Origin of the sequence: Shewanella indica (genome assembly GCF_033842865.1) — a bacterium.
Classification (GTDB): Bacteria; Pseudomonadota; Gammaproteobacteria; order Enterobacterales; family Shewanellaceae; genus Shewanella; species Shewanella indica.
The window spans coordinates 2,008,347-2,026,545 of the sequence record NZ_JAWXXR010000001.1; the positions used below are offsets into that span (position 1 = coordinate 2,008,347).

Annotated in this window: 7 protein-coding genes and 1 CRISPR repeat array; of the genes, 5 read left to right on the forward strand and 2 right to left on the reverse strand. The window is 54.6% G+C overall.

Annotated features, from left to right (window positions below):
* The first annotated feature begins 12 nt into the window (after positions 1-12).
* From csy1 to cas6f, 4 genes are read left to right on the forward strand one after another with little or no spacing between them, the layout of a single operon-like run.
* The gene (gene csy1 / locus SIL79_RS09165; RefSeq protein ID WP_071475695.1) at positions 13-1,275 is read left to right on the forward strand and encodes a type I-F CRISPR-associated protein Csy1; all 1,263 of its coding nucleotides are present in this window, start codon (positions 13-15) and stop codon (positions 1,273-1,275) included.
* On the forward strand, positions 1,272-2,159 hold the full coding sequence (gene csy2, locus SIL79_RS09170; RefSeq protein ID WP_071475680.1) for a type I-F CRISPR-associated protein Csy2: 888 nt from the start codon (positions 1,272-1,274) through the stop codon (positions 2,157-2,159). Before csy1 ends, csy2 begins: the two co-directional genes overlap by 4 nt.
* An 11-nt stretch (positions 2,160-2,170) precedes the next feature.
* Entirely contained in the window at positions 2,171-3,202 is a 1,032-nt protein-coding gene (gene csy3, locus SIL79_RS09175) for a type I-F CRISPR-associated protein Csy3 (protein ID WP_071475679.1), read from the forward strand.
* A 9-nt stretch (positions 3,203-3,211) separates the two neighbouring features.
* Positions 3,212-3,850 (forward strand): type I-F CRISPR-associated endoribonuclease Cas6/Csy4, encoded by a 639-nt coding sequence (gene cas6f, locus SIL79_RS09180; RefSeq protein WP_208159137.1) that lies wholly within the window; start codon positions 3,212-3,214, stop codon positions 3,848-3,850.
* Positions 3,851-4,000: 150 nt separating this feature from the next.
* Positions 4,001-8,110: a CRISPR direct-repeat array (repeat unit 28 nt; unit sequence GTTCACTGCCGCCCAGGCAGCTTAGAAA).
* A 118-nt stretch (positions 8,111-8,228) separates the two neighbouring features.
* On the opposite strand, the gene pbpC is transcribed toward cas6f, so the two are convergent.
* Together pbpC and SIL79_RS09190 are read right to left on the reverse strand one after the other, a co-directional pair.
* Entirely contained in the window at positions 8,229-10,514 is a 2,286-nt protein-coding gene (gene pbpC, locus SIL79_RS09185) for a penicillin-binding protein 1C (protein ID WP_233962903.1), read from the reverse strand.
* Positions 10,511-16,153: an alpha-2-macroglobulin gene (locus SIL79_RS09190; protein WP_319619189.1), complete on the reverse strand. Its 5,643-nt coding sequence runs from the start codon at positions 16,151-16,153 to the stop codon at positions 10,511-10,513. Before SIL79_RS09190 ends, pbpC begins: the two co-directional genes overlap by 4 nt.
* A gap of 672 nt (positions 16,154-16,825) precedes the next feature.
* On the opposite strand from SIL79_RS09190, the gene argA reads away from it, so the two are divergent.
* Positions 16,826-18,145, forward strand: coding sequence for an amino-acid N-acetyltransferase (argA, locus tag SIL79_RS09195; RefSeq protein ID WP_039034102.1), 1,320 nt, complete (start codon positions 16,826-16,828; stop codon positions 18,143-18,145).
* Positions 18,146-18,199: the final 54 nt, after the last annotated feature.

Below are 18,199 nucleotides of genomic sequence, written 5' to 3' on the forward strand. Positions count from 1 at the left end.
GAGGGATTTACTGTGTTAGATCCAGCAATAGTCACCTTCTTTGCCGAGCGCAAAGAAGCCTGGCTTAAGAAAAATGTCAGTACCTCGATGCAAGAATCAGAAGTATTGGAAAAACAGCGGGAGTGTGAGCAAAACTTTCTGTTGGCAAATTGGTTACCCGATGCTGCTAAAAGGGCAGGGCAAATCTCAATAGCCTCACATCCCTGCACCTTTAGTCATCCGAGTGCGCGAAAGAACAAAAATGGCTATGTTTCATCGATAATTGCCAAGAATAAACCGAGTGCCGATGGCTTTCTGCGATCAGGCAATGTGGCGGTAGAGCCTGATGCACTCGGTAATGCAGCGGCATTGGACGTGTATAAGTTCCTGAGCTTGCCGATGAGCGATCAACGCTCTCTGCTCGTGCATATTGAACAAGAAAGTGAGTTGGCTCGCCAGTTGCTTGAGGTGCCAACCTGTGATTATCAGACGCTACGAGACGGTTTTTTAAAAATGATCGATAGCGATCAAGCTTCGGTATCCAGCTCGAAGATTAAGCAGGTCTATTTCCCGGTAGCCGAAGGTGAATATCATTTATTGTCACTATTGACCCATTCAGGCCATCTTTTTGAATTACGCAAACGACTTGATGCAATGCGATTTGGGGAGCTTGTCAAAGAGGCCAGAGAGTGCAAAAAAGCCAATCGATTTCACCCAGAGGGTTATCAAGAAATATTTGGTCTAACGACCATTGGCTTTGGCGGTACAAAACCTCAAAACATCAGCGTGCTCAATAACCAAAATGCGGGAAAAGCCCATCTTCTTCCATCCATTCCGCCTAATTTAACACCCAGAGAAATCCGCTTGCCTAAGACGGACTTTTTCAAAGAGTGTTTTACTGCTTGGCAAGCCAAGGAGGTGTTGGAAGCGTTGCATCGACTGTTTAAGACTGACTATAACAACATCAATATCCGTGATGGACGCGATTACCGTATTCAGCAATACGTTGATTTGGTTATTGAAAAAATGTGGCAAGTGCGCCTGTTTCTCACTGACCATCAAGGCGACTTACCAAGCGAATTGCCATTGGAGCAAAAAGTTTGGTTGTACCCTGAATTTGAGTCGCAGCGAGAACAAGAGAATGAGTGGCTCGATAAAATCACTCGTCAAATTGCCCGTGGTTTAATCAACCACTACAGCCGCAGCAAAGTCATCAGCAACCCCTTATTACTGGCCGATCAAGAACTCTTGGCCATTGAGACAGTGGTTGCCAGCAATAGGGAGAACTTTCGATGAGAGTGCTGATTTTGCCCCATATTAAAATTCACAACGCCAATGCACTCTCAAGCCCTTTTACCATAGGTTTTCCGGCCATGACAGCATGGTTAGGGTTTGTCCACGCTTTGGAGCGCAAATTGAACCAAGCCGGTCTGTCTGAGTTAATGCTGCACAGTGTCGCCGTTGTCAGTCATTGCTGTGATGTACAAACTCACAAAGGTGAGGGCGATTTTGTCCATTCAATCATTGGTACAGGTAACCCACTCGATAAGGACGGTTCGCGTTCGGCATTTATAGAAGAAGCACGCTGTCATTTAGACGTCTCTTTAGTGATTGAGTGGAGTGGCGATGAGGAACAGGTGCAATATCCTGATTTTGCAGGGCAATTGCAAGCGGTCATCGCCACCATGAAAGTAGCGGGTGGTGATGTCATCTGTATAGGAAAGCCCGCAATCGGCTCAGTGGTGACAGAAGAGGATACGACGCGAGTTCTACGCCAACTGATGCCGGGCTATGTACTGCTAGAACGGCGCGATCTAATGATAGAGGCCATGCAGCAAGACAATGATGCATTAGATGCACTGCTTGGCTACCTCAGCGTTAACCACAATTGTGAACAGCTTGAAGATGGCAGTGTTGTTTGGCACAGCCAGCGCAAAACCCATGGTTGGATTGTGCCGATTGCCACTGGGTTTCAGGGCATTTCACCATTAGGTGAGGCGAAAAATCAACGAGATCCCACTACGCCCCATCGTTTTGCCGAAAGCGTGGTCACGCTAGGTGAGTTTGTTATGGCGCACAAAATTAAAAACCTCGATGACGCCCTTTGGCAATACAACTCCGATTTAGAAAACGATCTTTACCTTTGTCAGCAAGTTAACGCTATCAACGAACATGAATAAGGAACAATCTCATGGCTAAAATTAACGACACCGCTTCAGTATTGGCATTTGAGAAGAAACTAGTCCCATCAGATGGCTATCTATTTGGCACTAGCTGGGACGCTAAAGAACAGGTCACTCCTTTATCGTTACAAGAAAAATCGGTACGTGGAACCATTTCTAACCGTTTAAAAGCGGCAGTAAAAAATGATCCACTTAAGTTAAATGCCGAAGTGGAGAAAGCAAACTTACAACGTGTCGATGCCTGTGCTCTGGGGCAAGATCAAGACACTCTTAAACTCCATTTCACCCTAAAAGTGTTGGGTGGTTTAGCTCAACCTTCGGCTTGTAATAATGCGCAATTCAAACAGAGCTATAGTGCCGCAGTTGAGCAGTACATTGCCAAGCATGGTTGTTTTGAATTGGCAAAACGCTACGCCACTAACCTGGCAAACGCGCGTTTCTTATGGCGTAACCGAGTGGGTGCTGAAGAAATCGAAGTGCAAGTTAAGGCGCTTAATAAAGGGGCGGAGCAAACTTGGACGTTTGACGCCAAAAAGTTCAGCACCCGTCATTTCGATCATAACGACGAACAAGTGAGTAGTTTGGCTGAACGCATTGCCAAGGCCTTGGCCAGTAAGTCCGAACACCTGATGCTGCAAATTGACTGCTACGCAAAAGTGGGTAAAGCGCAAGAAGTTTATCCAAGTGAAGAGCTAGTGTTGGATAAAGGCAATAGCAAAACCAAGAAAAGTAAAATTCTTTATGCCGTTAATGAACATGCAGCGATGCACTCACAAAAAATAGGTAATGCATTGCGTTCTATTGATACCTGGTATCCGGAATATGCTTTGGCAGAACAAAGTGCAGGGGCGATTGCCATAGAACCTTATGGCGCAGTGACCAATTTGGGTAAAGCATTCCGCACTCCGAAAGATAAGCAGGATTTTTACAGCTTCTTTGACAAGTGGGCTCGTGGAGAACCACTACCGCGTGAAGAAGATGAGCATTATGTGGTGGCCGTGTTGGTGCGCGGCGGGGTATTCGGCGAAAGTGATAAATAGGTGGCGGTAATGAACTACTACCAAGAAATTACCTTACTACCGGATGTCGATATCTCGCTTGGTTTCCTCTGGCAAAACGTGTTTCAACAAGTGCATATTGCACTTGTTGAACACAAAGTGGATGCAAATCAGTCTAGTGTTGCGGTTGGCTTTCCTGATTATCTCCGGGCTAAGTTTCCCCTGGGCAGTAAATTGCGCCTCTTTGCCAAAGAACAAGCGTCATTGGAAAAGCTAGCCATTCACCAATGGCTGAATCGGTTCGAAGACTATGCGCATATAAAAGGGATCAAACCCGTACCGAGTGATGTTTCCTACGTGAGCTTTGTACGCAAACAGGTGAAATCGCCTGAGCGGATTGAGCGGGCTATGCAGCAAAAGGCGGCATTATGGGCGGCAAAGTCGGGCAAGCCGCTGGCCGAGTGCTTAACCGATCTTGAAAAAAGCAAACCGACTGGGCAGTGTGATTTGCCATTTATCTTCTTGCACAGCCAGCAAACGAAACAACGTTCGCCGGACAAAAACAGCAAGTTCCCGCTGTTTATCGAAAGATATCCGCAAAGTACACCTGTGGATGGGCTGTTCGATTGCTACGGGCTGAGTCGTAAAGTTAATGGTATTGCATCGCTTGGAACAGTACCGCACTTTTAAGCATCAAAGGGTGAGTTTTACCCTTTATTTTTGCTCTTTAAAAATAAGCTTTGTATACAATCAGTTACAACAGGTGGTATTCAACAGGGTAAAAATAGGTTTTTTATCCTAACCACCTGTTGTGACTTTCTTTTATTGCTTTATTCTATTGTTCACTGCCGCCCAGGCAGCTTAGAAATGCAAACGTATGGTAATGCTGCTCATTAGGATGTTCACTGCCGCCCAGGCAGCTTAGAAAGCAAGTAGGTCAGTATGAGCTTTATCGCACCAGTTCACTGCCGCCCAGGCAGCTTAGAAATTATTGGGCTTGGTGGCGGTTATCCGTTATCAAGTTCACTGCCGCCCAGGCAGCTTAGAAACTTGCGGATAGCATCATCAACCGTGACCACTTGTTCACTGCCGCCCAGGCAGCTTAGAAACATCAGTTGTGGTGGTGTTCGATGGGCTGCTAGTTCACTGCCGCCCAGGCAGCTTAGAAATCATGAATGGTGTAGCGCCCAGCTGGATAGCAGTTCACTGCCGCCCAGGCAGCTTAGAAATACACATTCCCTAACGGGGATTTTCAATGCTCGTTCACTGCCGCCCAGGCAGCTTAGAAAACTCCAGACTGGGCTTATGAACAACGCCTTGTGTTCACTGCCGCCCAGGCAGCTTAGAAACGATTGTGTATTCAGCTGTTGCATCAACATGCGTTCACTGCCGCCCAGGCAGCTTAGAAATGCTTATTTCGCCGTCTGAATATGAGTTTTTTGTTCACTGCCGCCCAGGCAGCTTAGAAACGGCCAATCTCGATTTGCAATTCGAGCCTCACGTTCACTGCCGCCCAGGCAGCTTAGAAATTGCTTAACCTGCACCTAAAAGAGGGACTTAAGTTCACTGCCGCCCAGGCAGCTTAGAAATCCGGTAGCAGATGCTGGTTAGGGAGGGACCCGTTCACTGCCGCCCAGGCAGCTTAGAAAACTTTCGTTGGTGCAACTGGTGTAATCATTATGTTCACTGCCGCCCAGGCAGCTTAGAAATGCTAGACAAGCTTTTCCTCTGGACTCTTAGCGTTCACTGCCGCCCAGGCAGCTTAGAAAGTACTCAACAACATAATGGCGGCCCGCAAGGCGTTCACTGCCGCCCAGGCAGCTTAGAAATTGCCGCTGATTTGGAAATAAACCGTATCCTTGTTCACTGCCGCCCAGGCAGCTTAGAAATGACCAAGGGCAGCCAGAACAAAGACCAGGGCGTTCACTGCCGCCCAGGCAGCTTAGAAATTCATGCCCGAGGCCATATCTTGAGATTTGCCGTTCACTGCCGCCCAGGCAGCTTAGAAAGATTGGTGAGCGTGAAAAGTGCCGCACCGTACGTTCACTGCCGCCCAGGCAGCTTAGAAATTGATGGCGGCCGCACGAAGCCGCAGCCACATGTTCACTGCCGCCCAGGCAGCTTAGAAAGCGCCATTGTGCAGACTGCCGGCAGCGCAGCAGTTCACTGCCGCCCAGGCAGCTTAGAAAGGTAGCAAATGGATTAATAGTCATCTCCTGTCGTTCACTGCCGCCCAGGCAGCTTAGAAATGGCTGACGGCCATGGTATTGACGCGCCGCGTGTTCACTGCCGCCCAGGCAGCTTAGAAAGCGAAGTGGCCAGACAGGGCAAACGGGGGTTCGTTCACTGCCGCCCAGGCAGCTTAGAAAAGACGGGCTGACCGTGGGCGGCGGGCTCGACCGTTCACTGCCGCCCAGGCAGCTTAGAAATCTTGCTCGCGTAGCGTTTCTTCACGCTGAATGTTCACTGCCGCCCAGGCAGCTTAGAAAAGGCCGCCGTAATACTTCATAGTTTCAACCACGTTCACTGCCGCCCAGGCAGCTTAGAAACAAACCAGGCCATCGCCTACGGCGTGCCCTCTGTTCACTGCCGCCCAGGCAGCTTAGAAAGGTAACCGCCGTTTTTGGCCGATCCGTGTCACGTTCACTGCCGCCCAGGCAGCTTAGAAACGAAGTGGAAAGAAGGGCAAGCGGGCGCAATCGTTCACTGCCGCCCAGGCAGCTTAGAAAGACCGCTGACGCCGTCACATATTCGGCCCAGCGTTCACTGCCGCCCAGGCAGCTTAGAAAGGCGGACCTTGCGGGGGGCGAGTCATCGTTCAGTTCACTGCCGCCCAGGCAGCTTAGAAAATACAGCCGGGCTTTAGGTCTTATCTGCTGTCGTTCACTGCCGCCCAGGCAGCTTAGAAATGTGCGCCCTTCTGGACGGCAACGAAGTGGACGTTCACTGCCGCCCAGGCAGCTTAGAAAGCCCACGGTCAGCCCGTCTGGCAGTGCGGTGAGTTCACTGCCGCCCAGGCAGCTTAGAAACGTGTGTTCACTGCAACGAGATGCAGGTCTTAGTTCACTGCCGCCCAGGCAGCTTAGAAAACACAGGGGCCTGCTGCCGACGCGCCGCGAGAGTTCACTGCCGCCCAGGCAGCTTAGAAACTGACAAGTACCACGGCACGATCTGCCTGGACCGTTCACTGCCGCCCAGGCAGCTTAGAAATATTAGTGCGTCCCGGCCCAAAGCCTGCGCGCGTTCACTGCCGCCCAGGCAGCTTAGAAAAAATCAGGCTGATATCCGATAACGATATGGCCGTTCACTGCCGCCCAGGCAGCTTAGAAATTCCCGAATGGGGATTTTCAATGCTCGCTCTGGTTCACTGCCGCCCAGGCAGCTTAGAAATTTTTGTTAGGCCTGCTGTGTTGTGGTTTTTTGTTCACTGCCGCCCAGGCAGCTTAGAAAGGTACGCGAGGGCAACTGGTTCAATGGTACCGGTTCACTGCCGCCCAGGCAGCTTAGAAATTGGGTACCCAGTCGTTATTGGCCAGTTCCAGGTTCACTGCCGCCCAGGCAGCTTAGAAACGCATAGACAAGGACTATAAGGGCGCATCCGAGTTCACTGCCGCCCAGGCAGCTTAGAAATAAGCGGGGCTTTTTTCGTTGGGGCTTGAGCCGTTCACTGCCGCCCAGGCAGCTTAGAAAAGCACCAGCACTATTAGGTATTCCTGCTTTGGGTTCACTGCCGCCCAGGCAGCTTAGAAATGATCAATGAATGTGCACACATTATCCTCCTGGTTCACTGCCGCCCAGGCAGCTTAGAAATTGGTTAATTAGCCCGGAGGGTTAGAAAGACGGTTCACTGCCGCCCAGGCAGCTTAGAAACTGCTGAACGGAGGCAATCCCCAGCGGATACGGTTCACTGCCGCCCAGGCAGCTTAGAAATACTGTTTCTTTTTCCTTGTGTCGTATGTCCCGTTCACTGCCGCCCAGGCAGCTTAGAAAGTATTGGTTGGCCTGCTCGCTAACGGTTTTGGGTTCACTGCCGCCCAGGCAGCTTAGAAAGCTATCACGTTAAATCGCCGCCTTTCATTTACGTTCACTGCCGCCCAGGCAGCTTAGAAACCTCAGCGGTTACCGTTACGCATTGCGACATTGTTCACTGCCGCCCAGGCAGCTTAGAAATCACAGTCAAACGCATCACGCAACTTTTCAATGTTCACTGCCGCCCAGGCAGCTTAGAAACCAAAGCGCCTCAATGCGTTTTGCCCAGGCGCGTTCACTGCCGCCCAGGCAGCTTAGAAATTACGTGAATCCTTGGCGAAACGCTTGGTGCCGTTCACTGCCGCCCAGGCAGCTTAGAAACTTCGTATTCGAGGTTGATACGTCCAGTTTCAGTTCACTGCCGCCCAGGCAGCTTAGAAAGATACGGCGGGCAACAAAGGCATCGATATCGAGTTCACTGCCGCCCAGGCAGCTTAGAAATCAAGCAGCACATCAAAGCGATGGAAGCCAATGTTCACTGCCGCCCAGGCAGCTTAGAAAGTTCGAGCTCTGCGCGAGCAGGCTGATATTGCGTTCACTGCCGCCCAGGCAGCTTAGAAAACGATCTAGTGCTTTGGAAAGCATCCCCGGAGGTTCACTGCCGCCCAGGCAGCTTAGAAATCACCCAGGAATTGTTTTAATGGCTCGCAAACGTTCACTGCCGCCCAGGCAGCTTAGAAAAGTTGAAGATTCATTTTGGTGCCGAGCAACAAGTTCACTGCCGCCCAGGCAGCTTAGAAATGTAGCCACTGGCAGCGATGGCGAATTTGTTTGTTCACTGCCGCCCAGGCAGCTTAGAAATGCAATCTGAACCTTATGGAAGATGACAGTCAGTTCACTGCCGCCCAGGCAGCTTAGAAACGTTATCGGGGTAGCGCGGGAGATCCGCGAGTGTTCACTGCCGCCCAGGCAGCTTAGAAAGTTCTTCTGGTGATGACCTTTCCCCCGAATTTATCACTCGGCCCCAGCAATATCCGAATTTCCTGCATTTATGGGGCTGAAGAGGCCGAAACAGAGGTGATCTAAATAGCGGCCCGGCTCAAGGCAGCATATCTACTCGAAGTAGTCTGCTGGCGCTGCGGCCTTTGTCGTCGCTGACCGATAACTGGAAGCGTCCTGCTCTGGGTGGGCGCCATTCCAGGGTTTGGCCCGGCAGGCTCTGGCCGAGCAGGCTGTTACCGGCAAACCAGTAGAGTATTTGGCTGTCGGAGGCGGCGTCGGCCTTGAGGGCTATGTGTTCATTGGCCACGCTTTGGCGCAGGCTGTAGGTGACACCCTTCAAGGGGGAGCGGATAAGCGGGGCCGAGTTGCTAACTGCGACTCTTTGGCTGCAGGCGGCCGGAAGCTCCGGCGGCCTCCTGCGGGGTAAACCTGCCTGCTCGAACAGGGCCGCCAAGTCTGACGGCCAGAAGGCAAACACCTCCTGGTGGTGAATTGCCGAGTCGTAGGGTGGGCAGACGGCGGCGCCGGTTTTGTTATCCAGCCACACGGGGCGATGCAAGTTGGAGACCTTGATGGGGGAAACTCCCGGGATATACCAGCCATCGACCAATTTGGGGCACCAAGGGTTGGGCAGCTCGCCGGAGGCGGCGCAGAAGGCTACCTTTTTCACTGTATCCGGCGGCGTGTTGGCCATGTCGGCCGTGCCCGGCAGCGCGCCCTGCAGGGCATCGCTGAGGGCGAAGAACAGGGGCCCGGCGGTTCGGACGCCGACAAAGGCCGGGTTGGGGGTGGCGTCGAAGTTACCCACCCAGACCACCAACACATAGGGGCCTGTGATACCGGCGCTCCAGGCATCGCGATACCCCCAGGAGGTGCCTGTTTTCCAGGCCACGGTCCAGTTGCTGCCGGGCAGGCCGTCGGCGCGGGGGTTGTCCTTGAGTATGTCCCGCACCATAAAGGCGGCGGCCGGGCTCAGCAAGCTCTTTCCTTGCGGGCTGATGGGCTGGCTTTGTTGATCCCGCAGCGGATAGTCGTGGCCCTGGCTCGCCAGCATCAGGTACAGCCGCGCCAGCTCCGCCATGGTCAGCTCGCCGCCGCCCAGCGCCAGGGATAATCCATAATGGCTTTCACCCCTGAGCCCCTGAATACCTGCCTGGCGCAGGAAGCCGTAGAGATTGGGTTGGTTTACTTGTCCTGCCAGCCACACGGCCGGCAGATTGCGGCTCTTGACCAGGGCGTCGTGGGCGCTGATGGGGCCGGTAAATCTGTGGTCAAAGTTCTCCGGTTGGAAACTGCCAAAGGCGGTGGGCGCATCCTTGAGTATGCTCAGCGGGTGTATGAGCCCCTGATCTATGCCCAGGCCAAACAGAAATGGCTTCAGGGTTGAGCCCGGCGAGCGGCGGGCGCTGACGCCGTCCACCTGGCCTTGGATATCGGTATCGAAGAAGTCTGCCGAGCCTATCCAGGCTTTGATGCTCTGATCGCGGCTGTCCACCAGGATTGCGGCGGCATTCTTGACCCCCAGATGGCGCTGGCTTTCGATATACAGCCCAAGGCGCCGTTCCAGCAAGGTCTGCAGGCTGACGTCCAGGGTGCTGTGAATTAGGGTGTCACTATTATTCCGCAGCAGGCGGCGGCTGAAGTGCGGCGCCAGAAATGGCAGCTCAGTGCGGTCATGGCCAATAGCGGTGAGTGTCAACAGGCCGTTGTTACGGGGATCGTCGCGATAGCTTTGTTGCCAGAGCAACGCCAGACGGTCGCGGGCATCCTGAAAGTCGGCACCGAAACGGGCGCGGCGCGCCGGGCTTTGCGGCATGACCGCCAGGCTGAGGGCTTCACTGAGTGACAGTTCACCGGCGTCTTTATGAAAGTAGATGCGGCTGGCAGCGCCGACACCTTCAATATTGCCGCCCATGGGCGCCAGATTGAGATAGGCCTCGAGAATATCATGCTTGGAGTAACGCAGCTCCAGCCAGAGCGCCGCCAGCATCTGTTGCAATTTCCCGGCAACCTGGCGGCTGTTGATGTTGTAAACTCGCCGGGCCAGCTGCATGGTCAGGGTCGAAGCGCCCTGACGATCATCCTTAAGATAGGTGGCGACTATCGCCCTGGCGGTGGCCGCCGGGTTGATGCCGGGGTGGAAGTAAAAATAGCGGTCTTCCTTGAGCAAGATGGCTTGCACCATGTTGTTTGAAACCCCTTCCAGGGGTTGCCAGAGCCGATACTGGCCATCACTGGCCAGCGTCAGCCGCAGCAGACTGCCATCGGCGGCCAACACCATGCGGGAACTGGGCGCCAGCTTTGAAAAAGGTTGTGCCGGCCAGAGTCTCAGCCCCAGCAGCAAGGCTGCCAGGGCCAGCAGGCACAAATAGCGGCGTTTCATGGCGCTTCGATCACCAACTCACCGCTTGGGCCCTGAGCCTGAACCAGGGGATCATACAGCCCCTCGGCGTAGGCGGGCGGCACCTGGAACTGGCCGACATTGGTGGCCCGAACCTTGTAGACAAAGGTTTTGGCATCGCGCCAGGCGGTACCGTAGAGCACCAGGCGGTCTTCGCGAACATTGAGCCACTGTGGCGACCAGTCGCTGTGCTGAGCCATACCCACTGGCGGCTGCCAGCCGTCGAAGCTGTCATCCTTGTCACGATAAACCGGCTCCACGCCGCCGGGCAGCAGATCTATTAGAACCACCTGCTGCAACTGGTCCATATCTGTGGCGCGCAGCCGCAGCCTGACCAGGAATTCATCCCCGACCTTGACCTTGGCAAGAGGTTGCAGCTCCTGGGTCAGATAGTCGCGGCTCACCTCCAGCCCCTGGCTGAAAGGCTTGGCCGGGCTTTGGTCAAATCCCTGCTGGCTGAGAAGATAGAAGGCAGGGTTGCTGCCGGTTTTCTGGTATTTCACTTCTTCACTGCCGAGGGGCAGCTTAGCCTTGGGTAGACTCAGTGCCTGCCAGGCCTTATCGACCAAGGCTTGCATGGCCAGCCCCTGATCGCCGCGGGAGTTATCCAGGGCGGTCAGTGCCCGCACCAGAGTACCGGCAGACAGCGAGCTGTAACGCTGCTCGCTGAGCCACTGGCCCATGCGCGGCAGCAGCTGTTCCGGCAGGTCATCCAGGCGCTGTGGCGCCTGACGGGCGATGAGTGTAAGCAGCTGGGCATCGTGCACCATGGGATCCAGGTAGAGGCCTAGGCGCTGGGGCTTGTCCTCAAGCAGCTGCCACTTCTGCGCCTGCCACAGCGGCTCGGCCAACTGTTGCTGCTGCATCAGGGTAAAGCTGGCGGCCAGCCAGGCACTGGCGATGTCCGCTTGCCAATCCTTGGGATAGTAGCGCTGCAAACGCTCGCGGATGTCGGCGAGGGCGCCGCTCACCTGCACCCCCTGGCGGGCCAGCAGATACGCGCCATAGGCACGCTCGCGCAGCTCATCCAAGCCGCTGCTGGGGCCGGAGCTCACGCTCGACAGATAGCTGTTGGCCTTGTCCAGTAGATCCTGGGGCACGGGGTAACCCTGGGCCTTGGCGTCCAGCAGCATGTCTACCACATACAAGGCCACCATAGGCTCGACTATCGGGTTGGCGGCCCAGAGACCGAAGCCGCCGCTGCTGTTCTGGCGGCTACGCAACTGGCTAATGAGTTGGTTAAAGTCATTGAGATTATCCTGGGGCTTGCCCAGCAGCAGCGCCGGTACGGCTTTGGATACCAACTGCTCGGTACAGGCGTGAGGATAGTTGTCCAGATAGTGGCTCAGCCCCTGAGCCCAAACCAGCGGACTGTTGCCGAGGGCCGCTTCCACCTTGCTGAACGGCGTAAACAGCTGACGGTCAAGTTTGAGCTTGGCTTCGGCACGGTCGAGCACAGCCGTGGCCAGGGTCAACCGGTGGGGCGTTAACGGCCGCACCGAGATGCTCTCGCTGATCTTGAGCTCGCCTTCGCTGGTGGCCAGCTTCCAGTGGAGTTCTCCTTGACCCAGATTTTCGCCTGCCTTGACGGCAAAGTGCGCCGTGGCCTCTCGGCCCGGTTCGATATGGAACTGCTGCGGTTGCAGGTCGCTGCGAAGGGCGCCGCTCAGGCTGAGGGTCAGGGTAACATCCTGCGCCTCGGCTTCTGTGTTATAGAGTCCCACAGTAACATCGGCGCTGTCTCCGGGTGCCAGGAAAGCCGGCACATTGGGGCTCATCACCACAGGCGCTTTAACCGCGACACTGGCCTCACTGGTGCCTATGCCGCTTTCGGTGGCACTGACGGCAAAGAAGCGGATACTGCCGTTGAAGCTGTCGGGCACAGTATATTGCAGCCGCTGCTCTCCGGCGGCCAACTCACGAATACCCGACCAGTAGACCACAGGCTTGGCGCGCTTGCGCTTGAAGGGGTTGAGGTTGGCTGCCAGCAGCGCGGCGGCGTCACCTCCGGGGGCAGCCTGGCGCATCAGCACCTTGAGATCCGGCAGCAGCAGGTCGAGAATTTGGCTCGAATCTACGCTGAGAGCCTTCTTGTCGAAGAAGTGCGCCAGTGGATCCGGCGCTTCATAGCGGGCCACCTGCAAAATACCGGCATCAACCCCGAATACCACGACTCTGGCTTTGCTTGGCAGCTTGAGGTCGATATCCAGTTGCGTCCCGGGTTTAACCTTTTCCGGCAGGCTCAGGGCGATGGCTTGACGCCGCTCACCGAGATCCACCTTAAAGGGTTTCACGGCATAGGACAGCGGGCTCATAAAGACTTCTTCCGAGTCCGGTGCCCGCAGGAACTGCACATTGATATAGGCATTGCCCTCAATGCCTTGCGGCAGGGTAATGCTTTGCAACGAACGAGTGCTGTCGGCCTTGAACCATTTGAAGGCGTAAACCTTGTCTCTCTCTATGGTGATGAGTCCGGCGCCGCTGTAAGGGGCCTGGATCGCTACCTGAATGCTTTCACCCGGCAGATATTCTGCCTTGTTTAGCGTCAGTTCCAGCTCGGCGTTGCGCTCCAGCGTGCGACTGGCGTTGCCGCTGCCGGCAACGCTGTAATCTATTTGGTTCAACTGGCGGCCGTTTTCATCCAGCAGTCGCAGGCGGTAGTCACCCGGCTCCCTGGTGTTGAGTTCCAATTGGCCACCGCTTGCGGCCAGACTCAGGGCAGTGCTGCCCAGCAGTTTGTCTTTGCGGCGCGATTCATAGCGATAGGTGCCGTCATTCTGTTTCACCAACACAGACACCCAGCGCCGGGCGATACGCTCGACTTTGAGCTCGGTAGCCACACCTTGAAGGTCCTGGCCAACGGCTTGCAGGTTGAGCACACGCTTGCCGTCTTTGCTGATGAAGTCCAGATCGCCATCGCTCTTGTAGCCCAGTAACCAGTCGGCATCGGATACCAGTAGCTGGTCTTGGGCGCTGACGCCGTGGCCTGAACCGGCTTCAAATACCCGCGCCAGCAAGTGCAGCTTGTAAGTGCTGCCGGCAAAGCGGTCCAGCGCCAAGTCCAGGCTAGCCTTGCCTTCGCCGTCTGTGGTGGTTTCGCTCAAGTCTTCGCGGAACGATTCCTTGAGCTTGCCCAATACCCCAAAGCGATAGCCGGGCCAGGCTTTGAAGCTGATATCGGTTGGTGACAGCACCATCTCGCCGCTGACTCGGCGATCGCTCGCCGGGCCGCCGAAGAGTTGCTCGGCCAAGACCTCGGCCTTGAGTTGCTGCGGCTTGCGCCAGCCTTCAAATTGCTTGTCGGTGCCCAGAGAGACTCGCACCTTAATGCGATCCGGCTCGAAGTCGCGCACCTTGAAGGTGACATCCCCAAGACGCGTGAGGCGGTATCTGTCTTTGATGAGGGACAGAGTGGCGAGATAGTCACCGGCAACCGCGGTTTCACCGGCGCTGAAGTCCAGGCTGTCAAAGCCGCTGCCATCGAGTTTGAAGGTGCGATCCAGCACGGTTACACCGCGGGGGTCGGTGATCTGCATTTTTACCGGCAGACCACCCAGGGCGGTACTCCAGTCCTGCCCCCGCACCAAACTGGCGATATGAGCCGTTTCACCGGGGCGATACAGCCCGCGGTCGGTGAAGAGGTAGGCTCTCAGGGCGCCGGGATCGTCGCTCTCGTAGCTGCCGCCGGTGTCGAAACGGGACAGATTGAGCTGGCGACGCCAATCAGCCAGCGGCAGGAAGGAGAGATCGCCATCCTTTTCGACCCGATAGTAGAGCGGGGTCTTTTCCCGGCGCAGTTCGCCAAGCTTGGCAAAGCTTGCATGACCGCGTTCATCGGTCAAAGCCTCGGCTACCGGCAAACCGTTGCGGCCGATGACGGCCACCCGGGCTCCGGCCACTGGAGTCCCCTTACCGAGGGATTGCACGAACAGATCCTGGCTGCCATCACGGCTGCGTTTGGCGAGTATCCCCAGATCTGTCACGACCACAAAGCGCAGATCGTGGGCCTCGGTTTGGTAATAGTCGAAGGTTTGGCTGTCTCTTTCATCGGCCGGAGTCAGCTTGACCACAAAGATGCCGCGCTTGTCCTTGAAGAAGGGCTTGAGGTCGACGCTGCCGTAGAGCGTCTTGCTGGGATCGCGCCCGGCAAGCTGTTGCTTGAACACCTGACGGGTGACCAAACGGTCGAAATCTGTGTTGTTGAGGTAGGGCTCGGCAAAGCTGCCCGAGCTTTGATCTATCAGGGCATTGAGCTGATCAGGCAGCAACTGGGCGACTTCAATCTGCACCTTTTGCACCCCACGGGCCAGATAGCCGAGGCGTTGATCTTCGTCCAGAGTCAGCAAGGAGCCTTCGCCGAGGAAGTTGAGCGCCTTGGGATATTGCGGCATTCGCAGCACAGTCAGCACGGCATCGCGGGACAGATAACCCCCTTGGCCTTCGACTTCCTTATCCACCATTACCGCCACGTAGCGATCGACCGGAGCTTTCAGCTTGAAGCTGTGCAACTGGTTGAGGCCTTCGGCGCCGGGGATCTGGGTCAAAGTCAGTTTGTCGGCCTTGGCCAGCACCTGCTCGGTGACATTTTCCTGATACCAGTGACGGCTTCCCTTGGGATTTTTCAGCGGCAGCAACCAGGCATGTACCTTGCCTTGAAGCGCTTCGTCGTTGACCGGACGTGAGCTTTCCATTGTCAATACCGGCTCGGGTTCATCCTTGTCGTTGTAGGCGAAGTTGACCTGAGGGTGTTTAAAGCTCAGCTGATAACGGCCGGGAACCTCTACTTGCCATTGGCTCTTGCCCGCCTTGTTGCCGCCGCTGGCCGCCAGGATCCCTTTGCTGACTTCCAGGGTTACAGTGCTCTGCTCAAGTGGCGTGACGAGCGCAGGAGAATGTATGTAAGCGAACAGATGCTTGTCGTCGAAGGTGACTTCGGTATCGCCATTGCCACTGTAGGTCAAGCCGGGGCTCAGCAATATCGCCAGTTGGGGTTTGACCGAAGCCGTATCCACCGGGTGGCTGAAGGCCAGGGTGGCGACCAGCTTTTGAATACTCGGCTGGGCCGGATCCTGGTACAGGCGTCCGTCAGAGATGGTGGCCGTGAAGGCGGCTGTGCTGAATTCGCTCTGGTATTTATCCAGTAAGATATGGTCTGCCAGCAGCTGCTTCTTATCCAGGCTGACTGCGAACTTTTCCGCAATCGGCCAGTCGTTATCCGGAGTAAATTGCAGGTGTTTGTCACTGGCCCAGCGCCACTGTCCGGCGAGTTGGGGGCTGAGACTGACGCCCTTGGAGACGGGTTTGCCTATGACATCCAAAGGCGCGACCGAACCACTGAAGGTCAGGGTCAAGGGAGCGACCTGAGGTTTGGCTTGGTGGTAATCGGTCAGCCTCGGCGCCTTGAGCGTATAGTGCAGGGTATAGGGCTTGGGTAAATGCTGGTACCAATACCAGCCGCCCCAGCAAAGCACAGTCAATACAGATAGCAGCAGTAGGCTTCCCAATGCTTTAAAGGGATGTTTTATGCACCAATGCATCCAGGGCGGCGCTTGCCAGTGACCAAAAACGGCAGCGAGAACTCGCCAAACTACCGAGAAGAAATTTCCTATAAGCTGTCCCATCAGTCCATGTCCTTGCTGTGTCTCGTAGCGCTATCGCCAAGTTGGGTGACGTTTTAAAGATGTCAGTCGCCGATGTCAATCAGACCGGGCCGATGCTGTGATGCCCTATTCGATATCGCCTCTGTAACTGTGGCTATATGGTACAGCAATCAGGCTGATTTTTGATCCGCGTTTGAATTCAAAATTGATAATAGGGCGGCAGTTGCATCGATATTTGCAGAAACCCTCCTTCCCAGCTACGAGCCCGCCGGCAGGACGTCGGTACTCGAGGTTTGACTTTGTACTTTATATTCGCCGTATCCGTGTCTCTTACCTGGAGTTCTTCTTGTTTGGGGCAGGTTGAGTTGCAGGTCCTGTCTATCTGCCCATCGATAATAGCAAACCTTATGGCGCTGGTTCCGGGGCGCTACAGGTTCATACATTCTCAACAGATCCCTGCTATACCTTTCTTTGCAGTAACTGGAACCCTGGCTGCGAATATTGACTCGATAGTGGTCTTTGGGAAAAGCATTTGGAGATTGCTTCTCCTGCTTGTGAATGGTTAGGGCTTAAAATAACTGCATGTGAAAATAAATGCTTTTTAAGTGAATTTAAATGCATTAACATATTGTTCGTGCCACAGGTGTGGCATTCATTTCTGCCGGTTTTAACGAGTGTGAGGTAAATCCCAAGGTGCGTACCACAGAATTGGTTGATGGTTTTCGTCATTCTGCTCCCTATGTCAATGCTCACAGGGGTAAGACATTTGTTGTGATGTTAGGAGGGGAGGCGCTGGCTCAGCCTAAGTTTCGTTCCATCATCAATGATGTTGCTTTGCTGCATAGCCTGGGGATCAAGGTGGTATTGGTTTATGGCGCCCGGCCGCAGATAGATGAATCCTTGGCTCATCATCAGATTGAGCCCGCCTATCATCAAGGTGTACGGATCACCGACGAAGCCACTCTCAAGCTGATTAAGCAGGTGGCTGGTTCTTTGCAGTTTGATATTACAGCCAGGTTGTCCATGAGCTTGTCGAACACACCTATGCAGGGAGCTCAGATCAATGTGGTTAGCGGTAATTTTGTCATCGCCCAGCCTTTGGGGGTCGACAATGGCATTGACTATTGCCTCTCCGGCAAGGTGCGCCGTATTGATGTTCAAGGGCTTAAGCGGCAATTGGAAAATAACTGCATCATCCTGATGGGGCCGATAGCTGCTTCGGTCACCGGCGAGAGCTTTAACCTCACTGCTGAAGAGGTAGCGACTCAAGTAGCAATCAAGCTCAAAGCCGACAAGATGATAGGTTTCAGCTCCCAGAACGGTATTTTGGACCGTAATGGTGATGTGATTGCCGAGCTGATGCCCAACGATGCCCAGAAAATTCTCGATAAACTGGCTGGTCAAGGTGAAGGTTGCGTCGGCACCATGGCGTTTCTCAAGGCCAGTATTGATGCCTGTCGCAGTGGCGTACCCCGTTGCCATTTGGTCAGCTATCTGGAAGATGGCGCCCTGTTGCAGGAATTGTTTTCTCGTGAAGGTATAGGTACCCAGATAGTCACTGAGAGTGCCGAGCGCTTACGGCGTGCATCCATTGCCGACATTGGCGGCATACTCAACCTGATCCGCCCGTTGGAAGAGCAGGGTATCCTGGTGCGTCGCTCCCGCGAACAACTGGAGATAGAGGTAGAGCAGTTTATGCTTATTGAGCGTGATGGCTTGGTGATAGGCTGTGCGGCGCTTTATCCCTTTGAAGAGGATAATGCCGGCGAATTTGCCTGTTTGGTGGTACACCCTGACTATCGCGATGCCGATCGCGGTAGCTTGCTGCTGCAAAACATCATAGGCCAGGCCAAGGTACGTGGTTACTCCAGGTTATTCGCGTTGACGACCCGTAGTATTCACTGGTTCCTTGAGCATGGTTTTGAATTGGTGGAGGTGGATGCTTTGCCTAACAAGAAGAAGCAGCTTTACAACTACCAGCGCCGCTCGAAAATCTTGGCACTCGACCTGTAAGATTCAACCTGTTTGACATAACACCATTCAGTTAAGCAAACTTTGACTGAATGG

What these genes read in the sequence shown, in the direction of transcription:
- SIL79_RS09190 (WP_319619189.1), bottom strand. Translation starts at nt 16,153, where the DNA reads ATGGGACAGCTTATAGGAAATTTCTTCTCGGTAGTTTGGCGAGTTCTC.
- csy3 (WP_071475679.1), top strand. Translation starts at nt 2,171, where the DNA reads ATGGCTAAAATTAACGACACCGCTTCAGTATTGGCATTTGAGAAGAAA.
- cas6f (WP_208159137.1), top strand. Translation starts at nt 3,212, where the DNA reads ATGAACTACTACCAAGAAATTACCTTACTACCGGATGTCGATATCTCG.
- csy2 (WP_071475680.1), top strand. Translation starts at nt 1,272, where the DNA reads ATGAGAGTGCTGATTTTGCCCCATATTAAAATTCACAACGCCAATGCA.
- pbpC (WP_233962903.1), bottom strand. Translation starts at nt 10,514, where the DNA reads ATGAAACGCCGCTATTTGTGCCTGCTGGCCCTGGCAGCCTTGCTGCTG.